At 66.0% G+C, this 15,657-nt stretch carries 17 protein-coding genes; 9 read left to right on the forward strand and 8 right to left on the reverse strand.

Going from position 1 to position 15,657, the window contains the following annotated elements:
• Nucleotides 1-29: 29 nt before the first annotated feature.
• The 6 genes from BSY239_RS09180 (at nt 30) to BSY239_RS09205 (ending at nt 5,272) form a co-directional block, all read left to right on the forward strand.
• A complete protein-coding gene (locus BSY239_RS09180; RefSeq protein WP_069046581.1) occupies nt 30-503 on the forward strand; it encodes a flavodoxin domain-containing protein in 474 nt (157 codons plus the stop codon).
• Between the two features lie 134 nt (nt 504-637).
• Nucleotides 638-1,825, forward strand: a complete 1,188-nt coding sequence (locus tag BSY239_RS09185; protein WP_069046582.1) for an ABC transporter substrate-binding protein — start codon at nt 638-640, stop codon at nt 1,823-1,825.
• 114 nt (nt 1,826-1,939) lie between these two features.
• A complete protein-coding gene (locus BSY239_RS09190; RefSeq protein ID WP_069046583.1) occupies nt 1,940-2,803 on the forward strand; it encodes a branched-chain amino acid ABC transporter permease in 864 nt (287 codons plus the stop codon).
• A complete protein-coding gene (locus tag BSY239_RS09195; RefSeq protein ID WP_069046584.1) occupies nt 2,800-3,792 on the forward strand; it encodes a branched-chain amino acid ABC transporter permease in 993 nt (330 codons plus the stop codon). The genes BSY239_RS09190 and BSY239_RS09195 overlap by 4 nt, the downstream gene beginning before the upstream one ends.
• Entirely contained in the window at nt 3,789-4,550 is a 762-nt protein-coding gene (locus BSY239_RS09200; RefSeq protein WP_069046585.1) for an ABC transporter ATP-binding protein, read from the forward strand. Before BSY239_RS09195 ends, BSY239_RS09200 begins: the two co-directional genes overlap by 4 nt.
• Nucleotides 4,550-5,272, forward strand: a complete 723-nt coding sequence (locus BSY239_RS09205) for an ABC transporter ATP-binding protein (RefSeq protein ID WP_442905784.1) — start codon at nt 4,550-4,552, stop codon at nt 5,270-5,272. Before BSY239_RS09200 ends, BSY239_RS09205 begins: the two co-directional genes overlap by 1 nt.
• 12 nt (nt 5,273-5,284) lie before the next feature.
• On the opposite strand, the gene BSY239_RS09210 is transcribed toward BSY239_RS09205, so the two are convergent.
• Nucleotides 5,285-5,938 (reverse strand): pyridoxamine 5'-phosphate oxidase family protein, encoded by a 654-nt coding sequence (locus BSY239_RS09210; protein ID WP_069046586.1) that lies wholly within the window; start codon nt 5,936-5,938, stop codon nt 5,285-5,287.
• Nucleotides 5,939-6,082: 144 nt separating this feature from the next.
• The gene (locus BSY239_RS09215; RefSeq protein ID WP_069046587.1) at nt 6,083-6,865 is read right to left on the reverse strand and encodes an IclR family transcriptional regulator domain-containing protein; all 783 of its coding nucleotides are present in this window, start codon (nt 6,863-6,865) and stop codon (nt 6,083-6,085) included.
• A 138-nt stretch (nt 6,866-7,003) separates the two neighbouring features.
• On the opposite strand from BSY239_RS09215, the gene pobA reads away from it, so the two are divergent.
• The gene (pobA, locus tag BSY239_RS09220; RefSeq protein ID WP_069046588.1) at nt 7,004-8,194 is read left to right on the forward strand and encodes a 4-hydroxybenzoate 3-monooxygenase; all 1,191 of its coding nucleotides are present in this window, start codon (nt 7,004-7,006) and stop codon (nt 8,192-8,194) included.
• Nucleotides 8,195-8,295: 101 nt separating this feature from the next.
• Entirely contained in the window at nt 8,296-9,198 is a 903-nt protein-coding gene (locus BSY239_RS09225; RefSeq protein ID WP_069046589.1) for a CoA transferase, read from the forward strand.
• 3 nt (nt 9,199-9,201) lie between these two features.
• Here the strand turns inward: BSY239_RS09225 and BSY239_RS09230 are convergent, their stop codons facing one another.
• Both BSY239_RS09230 and BSY239_RS09235 read right to left on the reverse strand, forming a co-directional pair.
• Entirely contained in the window at nt 9,202-9,798 is a 597-nt protein-coding gene (locus tag BSY239_RS09230; RefSeq protein ID WP_069046590.1) for an AAA family ATPase, read from the reverse strand.
• Complete coding sequence (locus BSY239_RS09235; protein WP_069046591.1) at nt 9,795-10,139, reverse strand: TA system antitoxin ParD family protein; 345 nt, start codon at nt 10,137-10,139, stop codon at nt 9,795-9,797. Before BSY239_RS09235 ends, BSY239_RS09230 begins: the two co-directional genes overlap by 4 nt.
• 84 nt (nt 10,140-10,223) lie before the next feature.
• Between BSY239_RS09235 and BSY239_RS09240 the strand changes: the two genes are divergently transcribed.
• A complete protein-coding gene (locus tag BSY239_RS09240; RefSeq protein WP_069048890.1) occupies nt 10,224-10,928 on the forward strand; it encodes a cold shock and DUF1294 domain-containing protein in 705 nt (234 codons plus the stop codon).
• A gap of 3 nt (nt 10,929-10,931) precedes the next feature.
• Here BSY239_RS09240 and BSY239_RS09245 read toward each other — a convergent pair whose 3' ends face one another.
• From BSY239_RS09245 to BSY239_RS09260, 4 genes are all read right to left on the reverse strand, one after another.
• Entirely contained in the window at nt 10,932-13,268 is a 2,337-nt protein-coding gene (locus tag BSY239_RS09245; RefSeq protein WP_069046592.1) for a YgiQ family radical SAM protein, read from the reverse strand.
• A 65-nt stretch (nt 13,269-13,333) separates the two neighbouring features.
• The gene (locus BSY239_RS09250) at nt 13,334-13,810 is read right to left on the reverse strand and encodes a MarR family winged helix-turn-helix transcriptional regulator (protein WP_069046593.1); all 477 of its coding nucleotides are present in this window, start codon (nt 13,808-13,810) and stop codon (nt 13,334-13,336) included.
• Complete coding sequence (locus BSY239_RS09255; RefSeq protein WP_069046594.1) at nt 13,800-13,997, reverse strand: hypothetical protein; 198 nt, start codon at nt 13,995-13,997, stop codon at nt 13,800-13,802. The genes BSY239_RS09250 and BSY239_RS09255 overlap by 11 nt, the downstream gene beginning before the upstream one ends.
• On the reverse strand, nt 13,994-15,556 hold the full coding sequence (locus BSY239_RS09260; RefSeq protein WP_083240180.1) for an FAD-dependent monooxygenase: 1,563 nt from the start codon (nt 15,554-15,556) through the stop codon (nt 13,994-13,996). The genes BSY239_RS09255 and BSY239_RS09260 overlap by 4 nt, the downstream gene beginning before the upstream one ends.
• Between the last annotated feature and the right edge of the window lie 101 nt (nt 15,557-15,657).

Raw genomic sequence — 15,657 nt, forward strand, 5'->3', positions numbered from 1 at the left:
AAACATGAAGTATATTGCCTGTACCCCCTATGAGCACCCCTTCAAAACTCCTCATCCTGGTCGGCACCATGACCAACACGGCCGAGTACGTGGCACAGGCCATCGAGATGGATTGCGTGGATCTCGTCCCGTCCATCGAGGTCCGCATGATGGATGGGCTGGACATCTCGGTGTTTGACGAAGATGCACTTTACGTCATCTGTTCCTCCACCTACGGCGCGGGCGACGTGCCCGACAACGCCCGCCATCTCTACGAATCCCTGGCCAGCCAACCCAAATTCCTGGGCAGCGTGCGTTATGGCGTGATCGCGCTGGGCGACAGCGTCTACCCCCAGACCTTCTGCAACGGCGGCCTGCGCTTCGATGAACGCCTGGCCGACCTGGGCGCGGTGCGCATCGGCGAGGTGTTCCGCCACGACGCTTCCGCCGGCACCGAACCCGAGGTGGTGTGCACGGCCTGGGCGCGCGATTGGCTGGCACTGGCACTGCCCGCAACCGCCTGACCCGGCGTTCGCCGATTCATATATAAATAGTTCAAGCCTCAAGTACGGGTTATTCTGTATCGCCAATCGATACCCCGCCGTCTACATTCCCCCTGCACCTCATCGCTTTCCGCCAACCCACCTGGAGATCCCCAATGACCACTCGCCGACTTGTCCTGACCCGAAGCGCTGCCGTGATCGGCGCCGCGTCCACCGGCCTGTTGTTGCCCGAATTCGCGCGCGCACAGTCGGACAAGGTCCGCGTGGGTTTCATGCTGCCCTACACCGGCACCTTCGCCCAGCTGGGCGTGGCGATTGAAAACGGCTTCCGCATGGCACTCAACGAACAGGGCGGCAAGCTCGGCGGCCGAGAGGTCGAGTTCTTCAAGGTCGACGACGAGTCGAACCCGGCCAAGGGCATCGAGAACGCCACCCGCCTGGTGCAGCGCGACAAGGTCGACGTGCTCGTGGGCACGGTCCACTCCGGCGTGCAGATGGGCATCCACAAGGTGGCACGCGACAGCGGCGTGCTCAGCCTGATCCCCAACGCCGGCGTGCACGTGGCCACCCGTGCGCAGTGCTCGCCCAACGTCTTCCGCACCTCGTTCACCAACTCCCAACCCACGCTGGCGCTGGGCAAGGCCATGATGGAGCGCGGCCACAAGAAGGCCGTGTGGATCACCTGGAACTACGCGGCCGGCGAAGAGGCCTTTGAAGGCTTCGAGAAGAGCTACACCGAAGCCGGCGGCACCATCATCAAGAAGCTGGGCCTGCCCTTCCCCAACGTGGAATTCCAGGCCCTGCTGACCGAGATTGCCTCGCTCAACCCCGATGCCGTGGCCTGCTTCTTTGCCGGTGGCGGCGCGGCCAAGTTCCTGCGCGACTTCGCAGCCGCTGGCCTGAACAAGAACATCCAGCTCTACGGCTCGGGCTTCCTGACCGAGGGCGTGCTCGATGCCGCCGGTGATGCCGCCAACGGCGTGCTGACCACCATGCACTACAGCGACTCGCTGGACACGCCGCGCAACAAGAAATTCCGCCTCGAGTACGCCAAGACCTTCCGCATGCAGCCTGACGTGTATGCGGTGCAGGGCTACGACACGGGTCTGCTGCTCATCAAGGGCGCCAACGCGGTCAAGGGCGACCTGAACAACAAGCAGGCGTTGTACGCGGCCATGAACAGCGCCGAGATCGACAGCCCGCGCGGCAAGTGGAAGATGAGCGCGGCCCACAACCCGATCCAGGACATGTACCTGCGCAAGGTCGAGAACAAGGAAAACAAGGTGATCGGCATTGCGCAGAAAGCCGTGGCCGATCCGGCCACCGGCTGCCGCATGGCATAAGGTTCACAAAACGATCGCACCCCGACCGGGCCCGTCGATCCGCAGGCCGGCGTCTTACGGGCGCTGGCCTGTTTTTTGCACGCTACCCGGCTCCGTCCACCCATCTGCCCGCCCATGGATTTCGCCAACTTCCTCATCCAGTTGCTCAACAGCCTGCAATACGGCCTGTTGCTGTTCATGCTGGCCGCCGGCCTCACGCTGATCTTCGGGATCATGGGTGTGGTCAACCTGGCGCACGGCAGCTTCTACATGCTGGGCGCCTACCTCGCCTGGTTCCTGGTCGGGCAACTGGACAGCCTGGTGCTGGCCATCGTGCTTGGGACGGTGATCGCCGTGGCGCTGGGCTGGTTGCTGGAGTGGTCGCTGTTCCGGCACTTCTACCACCGCGACCACCTCGACCAGGTGCTGCTCACCTTCGGCCTGATCTACATCTTTGAAGAAGTGCGCTCCATCCTCTGGGGCGACGATGTGCACGCGGTGCAGGTGCCCGAGGTGCTGAACTGGTCGATCCCGCTGACCGAGAACCTCTCGTACCCGGTGTACCGCCTCGTGATGTCGGGCGTGTGCATTGCGCTCGCCCTCGGCCTGTACCTGCTGATCTCCAGGACCCGCCTGGGCATGAAGATCCGCGCCGGAGCTTTCAACCGCGAGATGACCGAGTCGCTCGGCATCAACATCCGCCTCATCCATGGCGTGGTGTTCGCGCTGGGTGTGGCGCTGGCCGCCATCGCCGGCATGATCGCCTCGCCCATTGCCAGCGTCTACCCCGGCATGGGCAGCTCGGTGCTGATCATGTGTTTTGTGGTGGTGGTCATTGGCGGCATCGGCTCGGTGCGCGGTGCCCTGGTGGCTGCACTGCTGGTGGGCCTGGTCGACACCTTCGGCAAGGTGCTGGTGCCGCAGATCGCCGGCATGGCGGTCTACATGTTGATGGCACTCGTGCTGCTCTACAAGCCCGAAGGGCTGTTCAAACAATGAGTTCTCCGAAAGCCCAACTCGAGAAGCTGCCGCGCAGCATCCAGGCCATCCTGGTGCTGGGCGCCATCGCGCTCGCTGCGTTTCCGCTCATCCCGGTCACGGGTGGCGAGTTCTACCTGCAGATGCTCTCGCAGATGATGATCCTGGCGATCTTTGCCATGAGCCTCGATCTGTTGCAGGGCGTGAGCGGTCTGGTGTCGCTCGGTCACGCGGCCTACTTCGGCCTCGCCGGCTATGCGCTGGCTTTCCTCACGCCGGCCGACACCCCCATCAGCCTGTGGTGGGCCCTGCCCGTCTCGGCGCTGGGCGCGGGTCTGGCCGCACTGATCATCGGTTTCTTCGTGGTGCGCACCCACGGCATCTACTTCATCATGGTCACCATGGCGTTCGCGCAGATGGTGTTTTTCCTGTTCTTCGACAACAAGGCTCTCGGCGGCTCGGACGGTGTGTACGTGAACTTCCGCCCCGACGCTTCGGTGTTCGGCTGGACCGGCATCGACCTCGAGAACAAGACCACGTTCTACTACTTCACGCTGTTGCTGCTGGTGCTGGTCTATGCCTTCCTGCGCCGGCTGTTGTTCTCGCCGTTTGGCCGCGTGCTCGCCGGCATTCGCGTGAACGAACACCGCATGCGCGCGGTGGGCTATGGCACCTTTGGCTACAAACTCGCGGCCTTCACCCTGGCCGGTGCGCTCGCCGGTGTGGCGGGCTTCCTGTGGGCCGCGCAAACCGGCTATGTGAACCCGGAGCTGATGGGTTTCCACATGAGCGCACACGCGATCATGATGGTCATCCTGGGCGGCATGGGCAACTTCGCCGGGGCCATCGTGGGCGCCTTCGCGTTTGAATACGTGATGCACTTCTTCAAGGACCTCACCAAACACTGGCAGCTGCTCATGGGCACGTTCATCGTGCTGGTGGTGGTGTTGGCGCCGCGCGGCCTGCTGGGCCTGGTCGGTCAAATGACGAAGAAGCGAGGTGCGCCATGAGCGAACTCCTGCTTTCTGCGCGCAACCTCACCAAGCGCTTCGGCGGTCTGGCCGCCGTCAACGACGTGTCGGTCGACCTGCACCGCGACCGCATCCACGCGGTCATCGGGCCCAACGGCGCGGGCAAGTCCACGCTGACCAACCTGCTTTCGGGCGACCTGCCGCCCACCTCGGGCCGCATCACGCTCAACGGCGTCGAGACCGCCGGCAAGAGCCCCGAAAAAATCTCGCGTCTGGGCCTGGGCCGCAGCTACCAGAAGACCAACATCTTCCTGCCCTTCACCGTGTGGGACAACGTGCGACTGGCCGCGCAGTCGCGCGAGCGGCACGCCCCCTGGAACCCGCTGCGCTGGGTGTCTTCCGCCGCCGCCATGGGTGCTGTGAACCAACGCTGTGAACGAGCTCTGGAACTCGCCGGCCTCACCGGCCGCATCGGCGTGGTGGCCGGCACCACCAGCCACGGCGAGCAGCGCCAGCTGGAGATCGCCATGACGCTGGCCACCGAGCCCACCGTGCTGCTGCTCGACGAGCCCCTGGCCGGCATGGGACAGGCCGAAGCCGAAAGCATGGTGGCGCTGCTGCTGCGTTTGAAAAAGGACCACGCCATCATGCTGGTGGAGCACGACATGGACGCCGTCTTCACGCTGGCCGACCAGCTCACCGTGATGGTGAACGGCCAGGTGATCGCCAGCGGCACGCCGGCGCAGGTGCGCGCCGACGCATCGGTGCAAGCGGCCTATCTGGGTGAGGAACACTGATGAGCGCCTTGACGAACGCACTGGTTGAGGCCAAGGGCCTGAACACCCACTACGGCGCGAGCCACATCCTGCGCGGCATCGACTTCACCGTCGGCGCGGGCCAGACGATCGGTCTGATGGGACGCAACGGCATGGGCAAATCCACGCTGCTCAAATCCATCATGGGCATCGTCAAGCCCAGTGGTGGCAAGGTGCATGTGAAGGGCCGCGACATGACCGGCGCGCCCACCTTCGAGATTGCCCGCCAGGGCCTGGCCTACGTGCCCGAAGGCCGCGGCATCTTCGGCAATCTGAGCGTGCGCGAGAACCTGGTGATGTCGGCGCGCGCCGGCACCAAGGGTCAGCGCGACTGGACGTACGAACGGGTGCTGGAGACTTTCCCGCGCCTGGCCGAACGCCTGAACCACGGCGGGCAGCAGCTCAGCGGCGGCGAGCAACAAATGCTCACCATCGGCCGCGCGCTCATGACCAACCCCGACCTGCTGATCCTGGACGAAGCCACCGAGGGATTGGCGCCTTTGATCGCGCGCGAGATATGGCGCATCTGCGGCCTGATCCGCGAGAGCGGCATCAGCAGCATCATCGTGGACAAGAACTGGAAACACGTCACCCCGATCACCGACCGCAACGTGATCCTGGTCAAAGGTGAAGTGGTGTTCGAGGGCAGCTCCGGGGAGCTCCTGTCGAAGCCCGAACTGCTGGAGCAGTACCTGGGCGTGTGACAGCGCTCCACCTCAGGATTCGCCCTTCATCAGCGCCTCGCCGTACTGCGCTTCGGTGATGAGGCCTCCGTGGTGCATGGCCTGGCCCTCGTCCACGGGTTTGAGCGACCCTTGCAGATCCTCGATGCGTTTCCACGCCGGGAACGGCTGGCTGCCGTCGTCGGCGGGTACGTACCTTGATGTGCCCAGGCGCCGGTGGGGGTGGATGTAGCGCGCGCAGTTCAGGAACACCTTGTCGATGTGGGCGCGAACCACCATGAAAGCACCCGGGTACTCGGCCAGCAGCGGATCGTCGGTGTGCAGCGTGGCGGTGGCCTGTGCGCGGATGCGGTTGGGTGTTTCGAAGTCGATGAACAGCAAACCGACCTTGGCCGTGTCGCTGATGTTGCCCCACGACAGCATCATGCCGTTGCCGTCATAAGCGGGAAACGCCAGCGTCTTGTTGTCGATCACCTTGACCGTGCCGACGTTGCCGCCCTTGTAGGACACGGTGGGCTCGCCCGCCGCATTGACCGTGCTGAGAAAAAAGAAGTCGCGGGACGCGATGAACGCAATGTGACGATCGTCCAGTTCGTCGGTCACGATCGCTCTCTCCACGGCATCGGCCAGGCGACGGCTCTCGAACTGTTCCTGAATCTTGCGTTGGGGTTCGGTGTAGAAGGCCACGGCATGTTCCTTTCAGAGAGGTTGCTGCGCGAAGCCGCGGACTGCGGCGCCACTGCATCCCAACCTTAGTCAGCGCAAGGCGCCTGCGCTGTGCTGCCACCGACGGGGAACTTGACTGGAGCCGTCTGGAGCCAGGCGCTGCCGTCAGAGCAGGGGACGCAGTTCGCGCGCGGCGTCTTGCAGCAGCGGCAGCATGTCGCGCTGGAACTGTGGCGAATCCATGCGCTCGGCGGAGGACACCACGTTCAGCGCCGCCACCGCCTTGCCCTGCATGTTGCGCAGCGGCACCGCGAGCGCGAACACGCCCAGCTCGTGCTCTTCGCGCGCGATCGACACGTCCTGGCTGCGCACCTCGGCAATGAGGGCTCTGAACGCCTTGTGATCGACCGCGGTGTGTGGCGTCAGCCGGGGCAGCTCGCGCCCCTTGAGCCAGGTGGTGAATTCCGCGCGGGGCATGGCGGCCAGCAGGACACGCCCGGTGGAGGTGGCGTGAGCGGGCAGCCTGGCGCCCAGATGCAGCCCATAGGCCATGAGGCGCTGCCCGCCCATGGACACGTTGCGCGCGATGATCACCACCTCGTCGCCATCCAGCACAGCCGCTGAAAACGAGTCCCGCGTGAGCGCGGCGAGTCGGTTGAGTGTGGGCTGCAACAGGCGCGGCAGGCGCGCCGAGGCCAGATAGCTCCCTGAGAAGCGCAGCACCTTCGCTGAAAGCCAGTAGTGGCTGCCGTCGGTGTCCAGATAGCCCAGGTGCGCCAGTGTGAGCAGGTGGCGCCGGGCGGCTGCGCGCGTGAGGCCGGCCCGCTCGGCGGCCTGGGTCGCGTTGAGCCGCTGACGCTGGGTGTCAAAACTCTCCAGCACCGCCATGCCCTTGGCCATGCCTTCGATGAAATCGGCCTTGGCGATGGCGTGTTCGGGTGCGTTCATGGCCGGATTATGCGCCGTGCACCCCATATTGCGCGGTGATCGCACAAGCCGTCCGATCATCGCGCAAGGTCGAACGGACACGGTTGTGTTCAAGGCGCGAGGTTTTTACGCTTGTCCATTCCCATCAGGAGACAAGACATGAGAACCCAGGTCGCCATCATCGGCGCCGGCCCGTCGGGCCTGCTGCTCGGCCAGTTGCTGCACAAGGCCGGCATCGACAACATCATCATCGAGCGCCAGAGCGGTGACTACGTGTTGAGCCGCATCCGCGCCGGCATCCTGGAGCAGATCACGGTGGACTTGCTGGCCGAGGCCGGCGTGGGCGAGCGCGTCAAGGCCGAGGGCACGGTGCACCACAGCATCGAGCTGGTGTTTGCCAATCAGCGCCACGCCATCGACGTGCACGGCCTCACCGGCGGCAAGGTGGTCACGGCCTACGGCCAGACCGAGGTGACCCGCGACCTGATGGACGCGCGCAGCGCCGCCGGCCTGACCACCGTCTACAGCGCGGCCAACGTGACGGTGAACGACTTCGACACCGACCATCCGGTGGTGCGATACGAGAAGGATGGCCAGACGCACGAGGTGAGTTGCGACTTCATCGCCGGCTGCGATGGTTTTCACGGCGTGTGCCGCGCCAGCGTGCCCAAGGGCGCCATCACCGAGTACGAGAAGGTCTACCCCTTCGGCTGGCTCGGTGTGCTGGCCGATGTGCCGCCGGTGTCCACCCACGCCATCGTCTACGCCAACAGCGAGCGCGGATTCGGCCTGTGTTCCATGCGCAGCCTCACGCGCAGCCGCTACTACGTGCAGTGCCCCATCGACGACAAGGTCGAGGCCTGGAGCGACGACCGTTTCTGGGACGAACTGCGCCGCCGCCTGGACCCCGAAATGGCCGAGCGCATGATCACCGGCCCCAGCATCGAAAAGAGCATCGCGCCGCTGCGCAGCTTCGTGGCCGAGCCCATGCGCTTCGGACGGATGTTCCTCGCGGGCGACGCGGCGCACATCGTGCCGCCCACGGGCGCCAAGGGTCTGAACCTGGCGGCCAGCGACGTGAAGTACCTCTCCAGCGCCTTCATCGACCACTACATCGAAAAGTCCAGCGCGGGCATCGACAACTACTCGCAGCAGGCCCTGGCCCGCGTCTGGCGCGCCGAGCGTTTCAGCTGGTGGCTGACCTCGCTCATGCACCAGTTCCCCGACACGGCCGGCTTCGGCCAGAAGGTGCAGGAAGCCGAGCTCGACTATCTGGTGAATTCCGAGGCGCTGTCGCGTTCACTCGCCGAGAACTACGTGGGGCTGCCGCTGGACTTCGGTCGCCGCTGAGGTCCTGCGACGGGGTTCAAACGGGCGACGCTGTCGCCCGTTTGCGCTTCAGGCGGCAAGCGCGGCAGTACAGTGCAGCGACCGCACCCACCCGAGCGCCCATGACCGCCACCACCCGCCCTGCCCCAACCCTCAAACCCCTGCGCGGCGTGCGCGTGCTCAGCCTCGCGCTCAACCTGCCGGGGCCAGCCGCGCTCATGCGCCTCAAAGCCCTGGGCGCCACCTGCCTCAAGGCCGAGCCGCCCGCGCCCAAGAGCGCAGCCAGCGGCGACCCCATGGGCCAGTACAACCCCAAGGCCTACGCCACCCTGCACGACGGCATCAAGATCGTGAGCGTCGACCTCAAGACCGACAAAGGCCAGGCCGCGCTGCACAAGGCGCTGGCGCGTAGCGACCTGCTGCTCACCTCGTTCCGCCCGTCGGCACTCACCAAACTGAACCTGGGTTGGAAGACGCTGCACAAACAGCACCCCGCGCTCAGCGTGGTCGCCATCGTGGGTGCGCCGGGTGCGCGCGCCGAAGAACCCGGCCACGACCTCACCTACCTGGCGGACGCCGGCCTGGTGCCCGGACTGGAACTGCCCGCCACCCTGTTTGCCGACATGGGCGGTGCGCTCATGGCCAGCGAAGCCGCGCTCAAAGCGGTGATGGTTCAGAAATCCACCGGCAAGGGCGTGTTTCAGGAAGTCGCCTTGTCGGACGCCGCCAACTGGCTCGCCCTGCCGCGCAGCTGGGGGCTGACCATGCCCACCGGCGCCGTGGGCGGCGCGCACGCGGGCTACCGGGTGTACCCCTGCAAGGACGGCCGCGTGGCCGTGGCCGCGCTGGAGCCGCATTTCGCCGCGGCCCTGTGCACGGCGGCGGGCCTGGCCGTGAGCGACATGCGCACGCTGTTCAAGCCAGAGACGCACGCCGCCATCGCCGCTTTCCTGAAGGGGATGACGCGCAAGCAGCTGGATCAACTTGCGGTGGCCAAGGACATCCCGCTGCACACACTGGCCTGAGCGTCAGCCAGCCAGCACACCAGCAGCCCAGGCGGGCAACTTGCCTGCAACCACCGGAGGCAGGCCACGCCGACAGTGAGCCACCAGCCGCGGCGGCTGGATGGCGGTGCCCGAGGTGTCGTAGAGCAATGCCAGATCGGCCAGGCGCACGGCGCCTTTCAGGTGCTCAAGGGTGCGCGGGTAGCGCGCGAGGATGCGGTCGGGCGGCACCGCATGACCACCTTCTCGCACCCGCTGCGCCACCCGGCGCACGAGTTGCTGCGCATCGTCCACGCACACCACCAGCAGCACGGTGCGAAACCGCGCCGCCTGCGCATCGGCCAGGAGTTGCAGTTTGGAGGGATGGGAGAACACGGTTTCGCTCACGAACGATCTGCCCGCAGCCAGCAGCGTGGCGCGGCGCCGGTCCGCCCAAAGCCGCGCCTGCTCGGAGCGCGCCTTCGGATCGACCACCTGCGTCAACTCGGCCGCCTCGAACAGATCGGCGTTGACAAACTCGATGTCGGCCGGGATCAGGCCCTCGGCCACGGCAGCGCGGTACAACGTGGATTTGCCGGCCCCGTTGGGCCCCGCAAGCAAGTAGAAAACCGGGGGCGTCACGCAGCGCGGCGGGCGGCGGGGGCCTTGCTGCGGTTGTCCTGCACGGTCTGACGAACCGCCTGCGCCAGGCGGCCGCTGGATTCAGCCGCCAGAAAGCGCGCCTCGATCGCGTCCATCGGATCGGCCGGCACCGCGTGCCGCGCAGCAGCGTCGTAACGGGCGATGGCCTCGCGCGCCTCCTGCACCGTGAGGCCGGTCTCTTCGGCAATGCGTCCCAGCGTGGCCCAGTACTCGATTTGCCCGGCGATCGAGCGCCGTTGTGGCTGCGCCGCCTCACGTGCCTGCTGAACCAGCCCGGAGGGCAACTTGACAGAGGAAAATGCGGAACCGGTGGTGGACATGAAACATCTCCTGTTTGGCGCATTTTGCGCCATTCCGGAGAATCGGACAAGCCACCGCCCTCCTTCGACCCATCACTCAACATCATGCGAAAACAGGGAACCGTGGTGCGCTGGGATCCAGCCAAGGCGTTCGGCTTCATCCGCAGCGAGCAGACCGCCGCCGACATCTTTTTCCACGTGCGGGATTTCAGTGGTCACCAGCCGCCCAGCGAGGGCCTGCCGGTCACGTTCCAGGAAATCCACGTGGGCGGCAAAGGGCCACGTGCCTTGTCGGTGGAGCCTTTGCGCAACGAGGTGAAGGCGCCGTTTGAAACGCCCAAGCCCTTGACCCCTCCCGAGGCCGAATTGCTGCCCCGCGCAGCACCCGCCAGGCGATCCCCCTTGCCGCGCGAGAGGCGCCGCGAAGAACTGCCGCTGTGGATCGGCCTGGGGCTGATTGCGTTCTGGCTGCTGCTGTTGCTGGTGGGCATCGGCCTGGGCCGCTTTCCGTGGGTGATCCTCACGGCGGTGGTGCTGATCAACCTGGGCACGTTCTACATGTACTGGCGCGACAAGGACGCCGCCAGCAACGAGACCCAGCGCACGCCCGAAGACCAGCTGCACGCGCTGGCACTCGCGGGGGGTTGGCCGGGGGCGTGGTTTGCGCAGCAGATCCTGCGCCACAAGACGAGCAAGCAGCCGTTCAGGCTGTATTACTGGATGACGGTCGCTGTGAACACGCTGGCGCTGCTGGCCTGGATCGTGTGGCCGGCCTTCACCGACGCTCCCCCGCCGCCGCCGTCGACCTGAAACTCAGCGGGCCTTGCGCTTGCCCGCACCCACGGGCGAGCCCGGTCGCCCGGCACCCGTCACGCGCGGCGGCAAACCGGTGTGCTGCGTGAGCAGGCGGCCGGCGGCTGGCTGCACCGCCTTGCCCACCGGCGTGCTGTTCTTGCGCCGTGCGCTCTGGTAGCTGCCATCCGTCACGGGCTGGAAGGTGGGGATCAGGTGGTGCTTGCCGTTGCCGATCAGATCCGCACGGCCCATGGTTTTCAGCGCTTCGCGCAGCAGCGGCCAGTTGTTCGAATCGTGGTACCGCAGGAACGCCTTGTGCAGGCGGCGGCGCTTGTCGCCGCGCACGATGTCCACCCGCTCTGCGCGTTGCGCATCGCGGCTGATGCCCTTGAGCGGGTTCAGGTTGGTGTGGTACATGGCCGTGGCCGTGGCCATGGGGCTGGGGTAGAAGGTCTGCACCTGGTCGGCGCGGAATCCGTTCTTCTTCAACCAGACCGCGAGGTTCATCATGTCTTCGTCGCTGGTGCCCGGGTGGGCGGCGATGAAGTAAGGGATGAGGTACTGCTTCTTGCCCGCCTCTTCGCTGAACCTCTCGAACAGCTGCTTGAACTTGTCGTAGCTGCCGATGCCCGGCTTCATCATCTTGGACAGCGGACCACCCTCGGTGTGCTCGGGCGCGATCTTGAGGTAGCCGCCCACGTGGTGCTGCACCAGTTCCTTCACGTACTCCGGGCTCTTGATGGCCAGGTCGTAACGCAGGCCGGAGCCGATCAGCACCTTCTTGATGCCGCGCAGTTCGCGCGCCCGCTTGTAGATCTTGATCAGCGGGCCGTGGTCGGTGGTGAGGTTGGAGCAGATGCCGGGGTAGACGCAGCTGGGCTTGCGGCAGGCCGCTTCGATCTCGGGCGTCTTGCAGCCCAGGCGGTACATGTTGGCCGTGGGGCCGCCGAGGTCGGACACCACGCCGGTGAAGCCCTCCACCTTGTCGCGGATGTCTTCCACTTCCTTGATGATCGATTCTTCCGAGCGGCTCTGGATGATGCGGCCCTCGTGCTCGGTGATCGAGCAGAAGGTGCAGCCGCCGAAACAGCCGCGCATGATGTTCACGCTGAAGCGGATCATTTCCCAGGCCGGGATCTTGGTCGCGCCATCGTGCTTGCCGTGTTCGTCGGCGTAGGCCGGGTGCGGGCTGCGGGCGTACGGCAGGTCGAAGACAAAGTCCATCTCGGCCGTGGTCAGCGGAATCGGCGGTGGGTTGATCCACACGTCGCGCGCCGTGCTGCCTTCACCGTGCGCCTGCACCAGCGCGCGGGCATTGCCGGGATTGGTTTCCAGGTGCAGCACGCGGTTGGCGTGGGCGTAGAGCACGGCATCGCTCTTGACCCGCTCGTAGCTGGGCAGGCGGATCACGCTGCGGTCGCGCGCGGGAGGCTTGCGTTTGCTTTGCAGGGCGGGGTTGGGCACGAACTTCAGTGGCTGGATGGCCGGGTTGGCCACTGCGGGCTCGGCATTGCCATCGTCTTTCGAGCAGGTCTCGCCCTGCGCCTGCGCCTGCTCGCTGGTCGTCAGGTAGGGATTGATGTGGTCTTCCACGCGGCCCGGCATGTCGACCTCGGTGGAGTCGATCTCGATCCAGCCCTCGGCAGTGGGGTCTCCCGGGCGGCGCACGAAGGCGGTGCCGCGCACATCGGTGATGCGCTCGATCGGCTCGCGCGCCGCGATGCGGTGAGCCACTTCGACCAGCGCTCGTTCGGCATTGCCGTAGAGCAGCAGGTCGCACTTGCTGTCCACCACGATGCTGCGGCGCACCTTGTCGCTCCAGTAGTCGTAGTGCGCGATCCGGCGCAGGCTGCCTTCAATGCCGCCGAGCACGATGGGCACGTCCTTGAAGGCTTCGCGGCAGCGCTGGCTGTAGACGATGGCTGCGCGGTCGGGCCGTTTGCCGCCCACGTCGCCCGGTGTGTAGGCGTCGTCGCTGCGGATCTTGCGGTCCGCCGTGTAGCGGTTGATCATGGAATCCATGTTCCCGGCCGTCACGCCCCAGAACAGGTTGGGCTTGCCCAGGGCCTTGAAGGCCTCGGCGCTGGTCCAGTCGGGTTGGGCAATGATGCCCACGCGAAAGCCCTGTGCTTCCAGCACACGCCCCACCACCGCCATGCCGAAGCTGGGGTGGTCCACATAGGCGTCACCCGTCACCAGGATGATGTCGCAGCTGTCCCAGCCGAGCTTCTCCATCTCGGCACGGCTCATGGGCAGCAGGGGCGCCACGCCGAACCGCTTGGCCCAGTACGGGCGGTAGCTGGTGATCGGCTTGGCGGCGCGAGCGAAAAAGGAGACGTCGACGGGAGCGTTCATGGGGTGACACGGACCCGGAGCGCGGGTGGGTGGAAAACCCGTGATTTTACGGGTTACCCCTGATTTCAGGGGCTGGCAGGGCTACTGCCCTCAGCTTGGGCCTCTGCATGGGCAATGAGCCGGTCGAACATGGCCTGCAACTGGCGCCGTTCGGCCTTCGAGAGGCAGCCAAAGATGTCCGCGTTGCGCTGCTCGATCAGGTGCATCACCCGCTTCCACAACGGCCGGCCGGTGCGGGTGAGCGTGAGCACCACGCCGCGCGCGTCGGTTTCGCTGGCGGATTTGAGCACCAGATTGCGGTCCACCAGCATCTGCGCGGCCCGGCTGGCCTGGGCCTTGTCCAGGTTGGCCTGCGCCGCGAGGTCTTTCACCGACAGCGGCGCGAACTGCCCGATGGCGGCCAGACACCGCGCTTCGCCCACGCCCAGCCCGAAGACGTTGGCGTAAGCGTCGGTGGACCGGCGGTCGGTGAGTTTGGCCAGCCGGTGCAGCCGCCAGGTCAGGAAATCCTGCAGTGCAGGCGGGGAGGTTTCAACAGACATCGCCGGCTCCCTCGGCGCACTGGCGCTCGGCATGTGCCATCAGGGGCAACACCTCGTCAGCCTGCTGCAGGCGGCTGATGAGCGACAGGCAGAGCATGGAGAGGAAGAGCGGTGCCTTGTCTTCGCCCACGCGGGTGAGGGCTTCGCACAGGGCGCTGTAGCTGCGGTCCAGGTCGGCGTCGGTCATGCGAGCACTCCGGTGGTGTGGAGGGTCTGGAGCACGGGCGCCGGGTCGTGGCTGTGCCAGCGGCCCATCACGTAGCCGTCGGGCCGCACGAGCACGAGGGCCTTGTCCTCCGGACCGGACAGGCCGTAGCGTTGCCATGCCTGGCCATGCACATCCATGGCGGGATCGATGGCCAGCATCTCCGCTTCAGGAACGGTCGGCAAACACCGACCCCCAGGCCCAAAGGCAAGCACCAGAAAGCCCCGCCCGAAGCGGCTGCTGAGGTGAAAAGCGCCCTGCCCGTCCTGCAACTGTGCTTCGGGTGCGGGGGCCCCGGACGCGGCCAGATCGTTGCTCCAGCCGCCGGTGGCGTCGGCATTCAGAGGCGAACCCACGTAGGTGATGGGGGTGGACTGGCGCGGGTTGATGAGCGACCTCACCTGCGCATCGCCCTGCGCCAGGCGCAGCGTGGCCTCGCGCATGAGCCGATAGGCAAAGTTGGGCGGTGCCATGAATTCGGTGCTCTTGGCTCCGTACGCAATGTTCTCGCGCGTGGCGTGCACCCGTTCGGTGGAATACGAATCCAGCAGCGTGTGCGGCGACTGGCCGCGCACCACCCGCGCCAGCTTCCACGCGAGATTGCCCGCGTCGTCCAGTCCGGAGTTGAGGCCGCGCACGCCGAAGATGGGCACCAGGTGCGCAGCATCGCCGGCGAACATCACAGGCCCGTGCCGGTAGCTCGGCAAGGTGAGGCATTTGGCGTTGTAGATCGAGATCCACAGCGGCTCCCAGGGCTCGGTCTCGCCAATCATGGCCAGGTGGCTCTGCACGCGCGGCAACACGTTCTCAGGCTTGACCGCCTCCAGCGGGTCCTCGTCGTCGCGGATCTGGTAATCGATGCGCCATACGTCGTCGGGCTGGCGGTGCATGAGGATGGTGGACCCCGGGTTGGACGGCGGGTCGAACCAGGCCAGTCGCTCCACCGCGCGCCGCGTTTTCTGCACAACGTCGACGATCACATACTTGCCGTCGTACTGCGTGCCTTCGAGCTGCAGGCCAAGTTGCTCGCGCACGGTGCTGCGGCCGCCGTCGCAGGCCACCAGCCAGTCGGCGTGCACGGTCTGAACGCCCTCGGGCATGTTCACCTCGACCTCGACTCCGTCAGACCCAGGCTTCACGGTGCTCACACGACTGCTCCATTGCACCTGCGAGGAGCCAGCCGATTGCGCCGCGCGGTGAGCAAACGCCTCCACATGAAACTGCTGGATGTTGACCATGGGTGCGAAGCGCTGCGTGGGTTCGCTCGGCATCTGGAAGTGCAGCACCTCGGTGTGGCGCCAGTAACTGCGCCCGCCCACCCAGCTCAGGCCTTTGTCAATGAGTGGCTTGTCAGCGCCGACCCACGCCAGGATCTCCTGCGAGCGGCGCGACATGCAGATGGCTCGACTGCCCGTGCAGTAACTCTCGTCGGCCTCGATCACGAGGTTGGCAATGCCCTGGGCCGAGAGCAAGGCCGAGAGCGTGAGGCCAACAGGGCCCCCGCCGGCAATCAACACAGGGACATGGGCAGGCACGGTCATGGGCATCGGCTTCAATTTGGTTGCGTGCGCAACTATATGCCAGATGCGCCCGCGAGAGAAGCACCGACAAGGCAACCCGAAGAATTGAAACAGCGTGTACG

This window comes from Hydrogenophaga sp. RAC07 (assembly GCF_001713375.1).
Classification (GTDB): Bacteria; Pseudomonadota; Gammaproteobacteria; order Burkholderiales; family Burkholderiaceae_C; genus Hydrogenophaga.